The sequence below is a fragment of the Pseudomonas sp. D(2018) genome, assembly GCF_005502555.1.
Lineage (GTDB): Bacteria > Pseudomonadota > Gammaproteobacteria > Pseudomonadales > Pseudomonadaceae > Metapseudomonas > Metapseudomonas resinovorans.
The window spans coordinates 1-1253 of sequence record NZ_SCOK01000120.1; the positions used below are offsets into that span (position 1 = coordinate 1).

General features: G+C 62.6%; 1 protein-coding gene. It reads right to left on the minus strand.

Going from position 1 to position 1253, the window contains the following annotated elements:
* Window positions 1-40: 40 nt before the first annotated feature.
* Window positions 41-1185 (minus strand): IS3 family transposase gene (locus tag FFS60_RS28550; RefSeq protein WP_137823895.1). Its coding sequence is split into 2 segments (ribosomal slippage): window positions 41-915 and window positions 915-1185, totalling 1146 coding nucleotides; the frame shifts between segments, so codons are not numbered across the junction.
* Between the last annotated feature and the right edge of the window lie 68 nt (window positions 1186-1253).

Here is a 1253-nt window from a genome sequence, read left to right on the forward strand (position 1 = left end):
TGTAGTGGTCAAGTTTTGGTGGACACCGGGATAAGGGATTTCAGGTAGTGGCCTTCTCGTAGTCGGCTGGCGATCGATAGCCGAGGGTGGAGTGCAGCCGGTGGGTGTTGTAGAAAGCGACGATGTAATGAGTGATGTCCGCAGCGGCCTCGGCCGGATTGGAGTAGCGGCGCTGCCAGACTCGCTCCATCTTCAGGTTCAGGAAGAACCGCTCCATGACCGCGTTATCCCAGCAGTTGCCCTTGCGGCTCATGCTGGCGACCAAGCTATAGCGGGCCAGCAGGTCGCGGTGGGCTTGGCTGGCGTACTGGCTGCCGCGGTCGGTGTGCACGATCAGCCCGGGCTTGGGCTGGCGTAGCGCGATGGCCATTTGTAGCGCCGTGCAGACCAACTCGGCGGGCATGCTCGGAGCCATCGCCCAGCCCACGATCTTGCGTGAGTACAAGTCCAGCACGGCCGCCAGGTACAGCCAGCCGCGCTCGGTACGGATGTAGGTGATATCGGCTACCCAAGCCTGATCGGGGGCTTGCGGGCTAAAGCGCCGATCCAGCACGTTGCTGGCTATCGGCAGCGCATGTCGGCTGTCAGTGGTATGGACGAACTTGCGCTTCCAGCGCGCCTTCAGGCCCTGCTGCTTCATCAGGCATCGCACTCGGTGGCGGCCCACACGCAGGCCCTGGGCCTTCAGACTCGCGCTCAGCCGGCGGCTACCGTAGTTGCCACCGCTGGCCTGGAAGGCGGCCTGCAACGCTGCGGTGAGAGGGCAGGCCCGCGAGGTTCGCCTACGGCGGCGTGCGGCATACACGCCCGAGCGACACACGCCCACAAGCCGGCACAGCCGGGAGGTTTCGACCTTCTCCTGCCACTGATCGATCATCTGCTGGATCACTTCAGTTCCCGGGCGAAGAAGGCCGATGCTTTTTTTAGGATCGACACATCCTCGCGCAGCCGCTGGTTTTCCCGCTCCAATTCCCGAATGCGTTGCTGCTCAGCGGTCAATGGCTTGCCTTGGCCGGGCTGACCGGACTGCTCGGCGTCGTACTGGACCAGCCAGCGGCGTACCGCACTGTCGACCAAATCCAGGTCACAGCAGACCTGCGCCACGCTCAGGCCCTGGTCTCGGATCATCTGCACCACCTGCAACTTGAAGGCGGTGTCAAAGCTTCTACGGGTACGTGATGTCATGTCTTTCTGGGTCCTCGTTGGGGATGATCATCCCCTATCGAGGTGTCCACGAGAATTAGACCAGTACA